Source organism: Kocuria rhizophila (assembly GCF_003667225.1).
Lineage (GTDB): Bacteria > Actinomycetota > Actinomycetes > Actinomycetales > Micrococcaceae > Kocuria > Kocuria rhizophila.
In genome coordinates this window covers 1-3,002 of record NZ_RCOM01000139.1, presented here as the reverse complement: position 1 = coordinate 3,002, position 3,002 = coordinate 1, and the positions used below count along the sequence as shown (strand labels likewise).

The 3,002-nt window shown below is 70.1% G+C and carries 2 protein-coding genes; both read right to left on the bottom strand.

The features are described from left to right. Nucleotides 1–404 precede the first annotated feature (404 nt). Nucleotides 405–1,052 carry a vitamin K epoxide reductase family protein gene (locus D9R02_RS11570; RefSeq protein ID WP_019311269.1) on the bottom strand — a complete coding sequence of 216 codons (648 nt, stop codon included), beginning with the start codon at nucleotides 1,050–1,052 and terminating at the stop codon, nucleotides 405–407. Beyond that, nucleotides 1,045–3,002: bifunctional copper resistance protein CopD/cytochrome c oxidase assembly protein (locus D9R02_RS11565; RefSeq protein WP_220700427.1), on the bottom strand; the 1,958-nt coding region annotated here is incomplete at its 5' end. The genes D9R02_RS11570 and D9R02_RS11565, both read right to left, overlap by 8 nt.

Genomic DNA, 3,002 nt, shown 5'->3' with positions numbered 1-3,002 from the left:
CTCACCATCCGCACCGCGGCGGCCTTCTCCTCGTCCGAGTAGCGACGCGTCGTCGGCTTCCCATTCGCCAGTTCCTTCGGCATAACTCCATCCTCGTTTCCAAGGTCAGGAGCCTCCAACAAACTCAGGGCGCTTCACGATGAGCAGGGGCAGCACTGGCGTGGGTGTCCCACTAATGGTGGTCGCTTCCATCCCTCAAACGGAGCGCGTCGTGTCACCGGATGCGCGGCACCGTCGGGAACAGCCAGAGGGCCCCTGCCATGGCAGGGGCCCTCTGGCTGTTGTTCGAGGACATCCAACAGCAGGTGCTGCGGCAAGATCCAGGGGGCAGTTGTCGGGTCGCTGGACATCGTGGCCATGGCATCTTTGAAGGGGCGCTATGGCCGGAATCGTTCAGGGGTGGGTCAGAGGCCGGTGAAGGTAGAAAAGAAGCGGAAGAACACCGAGGCAGCCACGGCCACGTAGGCGATGGCCACCAGGGTCCAGGCCCACTCGGTGGCGAAGCGCACCAACCGGGGCGGGGCGGGGATGACGCCGTGGGCGAGGTTGCGCACGGTGAGCAGGAGGAACAGCGGGATCATCGCCGCCCACACGATCATGCAGTACAGGCACAGGATGTAGATCGCGAACAGGGCCTGGGACCACAGCCAGATCACGAACACCGCCCCGAGAGTGACCCCGACCTGCAGGCCCGCCCAGTACCAGCGCCCGAGGCGGGCCCCGGCCAGGATCGTCATGGCGGTGGTGATCACCACCGCGAAGGCGACGATGCCGATCAGCGGGTTGGGGAAGCCGAAGAGCTCCGACTGCCAGGTGCCCATGACTTGCCCGCAGGACACCCAGGGGTTGATGTCACAACTGGTGACGTGGCCCGGGTCCTTGTAGAGCTGAAGGCGCTCGAGCACCAGAATCGCCGAGGCGACCCACCCGATCACCCCGGTCACCAACAGGACCAGGGCGAAGGGGCGGCGACGGGCGAATCCGGGCAGGTGCTCCTCGGCGACCGGGCCGGCGCCTGGGTGGCGGTGGGCGCTGGTGGTGGTTTCAGCCATGGTGGATGTCCTTGGGGGTTCCTCGATCAACGGTGGCGTCGGTGGTGCCGTGCTGGTGTCTTCGAGCCAGGACGGCCAGGGCCGCGGCCAACAGGGGCAGGACCCCGGCCAAGAGGATGGAATGGGCCGCGGATTGTTGATCCGCCAGCGGAGAAGGCCCCCAGTCTCGGCCGAGTCCGGAGAACCACTCTGGTTGGATCACCGTCGGTGACAGGGCCGTGAACACCACCCAGATCCCCAGCACGGTGGCCACCGCGAGCAGCACCAAGGCCTGCGTGCGCACCGCTCTGCGGTCCGGTGGGGCGGCCAGCGCGGCGGTAGCGAAAATCAGGCCCAGGGCCACGGCGGTGGTGTTCATCAGCTCGTGGCCGACGTGGGTGTGCAGGGCCACGGCGAAGGCGGGGGTGTAGTAGAAGACGCCCAGCCCGGCCAGCATCAGGATCCCGGCCGGGGCCGGGTGAGCCAGCAGGGCCCCGGCCCGGGAGGTGCGCCATGCAGCGGCGAGCTCGCACCACCCGGTGCTGCCGTCAGTGCGGACCGGAACCAGGGCCGCGGCCAGGCGGCCGGGCGCTCCGGCGATCAGCAGCAGCGGCACCGGGAAGCTCAGCAGCAGGTGGGCGGCGGTGTGGACGCTGAACAGGATCGGGGCGTAGAGGGCCATCGCTCCGCAGGTGACGTAGACCAGCAGCACCAGACCGGCCAGGAATGCGGCCGTGCGTGCCACCGGCCATGGTGCGCCGGTGCGGCGCAGGTGTCGGGCCCCGCCCAGGTAGAGGCAAGCCGCGAGGATCGCCACGGCGATCCACAGCCAGTCGACGCGCCACTGGGTGAACCAACCGGAGAAGCTCAGGGGCGGGGGCAGGAGGTAGCCGGTGAGGATCTCCGCGGGGGTGATGTCAGGTTGTCTCTCCAGAGGCACCGGGGTGGGGGTGCGTGCCAGGGCCACGCCCAGGGCCATCACGGCGCAGAGGATGAAGACCTCCACGGTGATCAGCCGCCACACCCGGCCTAGCGTCGGGGTGCCGGCGGTGATCGCCCGGCGGTTCAGGGACCCCAGCACGCCCAGGGCCACGGTGGCGATCGTCTTGGCGATCACCAGCGCCCCGTAGCCGGAGTCCAGCCCGTCCCAGCCACCGATCCGGTAGACGGTGTTGATGACTCCCGAGACAGCCACCAGGACGAAAGCCACCCCGGCCAGGGCCGAGAAGCGTTCCAGCACGGTCCGGGCTGACCCGTGGCCGGTGGCGGGGGCGGTCAGCAGCGGGGCGAGCAGGGCGAGCACGATGATCCCGCCGGTCCAGATCCCGGCACCGAGCAGGTGCAGGGCCAGAGCATTGACGGCCCCGTTGTGATCATCGACCCCGGCCACGTGTCCCAGTTGGGACAGCGGGATGACGGCGGCCAGGGCCACCAGGGCGGTGGCGGCCACCGCCGCCGGGGAACGAACGAGCACGGCCAGGGTGGTGGTCAGTGCCGCGGCCACCGCGGTGACGGCCCATGCTTGGCCGGGGATCAGGCGGGTCACGTAGTAACCCAGTTGCCCGGTGAACTCGGCCGAGCCGGACACGGGAGCCCCGATGGTGTCGGCGTAGCTGAGCACGATGATCGCCACCGCCGCCAGGGTCCACACCGCGGCCGCGGCCGCAGCCACCGTCATGGCCCGGGCGAAGGCCGGGTGCTCGGCCCTGGTCTGTCCCGCTCCGGGGACCGGAGTGGACCGGGGCACCACGGTGGTGGCGAAGACCAGCCCGGCCCAGGTGATGCCCATGGCCAGGTGATGCACGGTCGTGGCCAGCGGCAACCCCCAGCGCACCAGGACCCCGGGATCGAGCACTTCCCGGGGCGCGGTGGCCCCGGAGGATCCCAGGGCCACCCACAGCACGGCCAAGGTCCCCACCCCGATACCGATGTAGACGGCAGCCATGGCGCGCCGGCGCCGTCCAGTCGGCG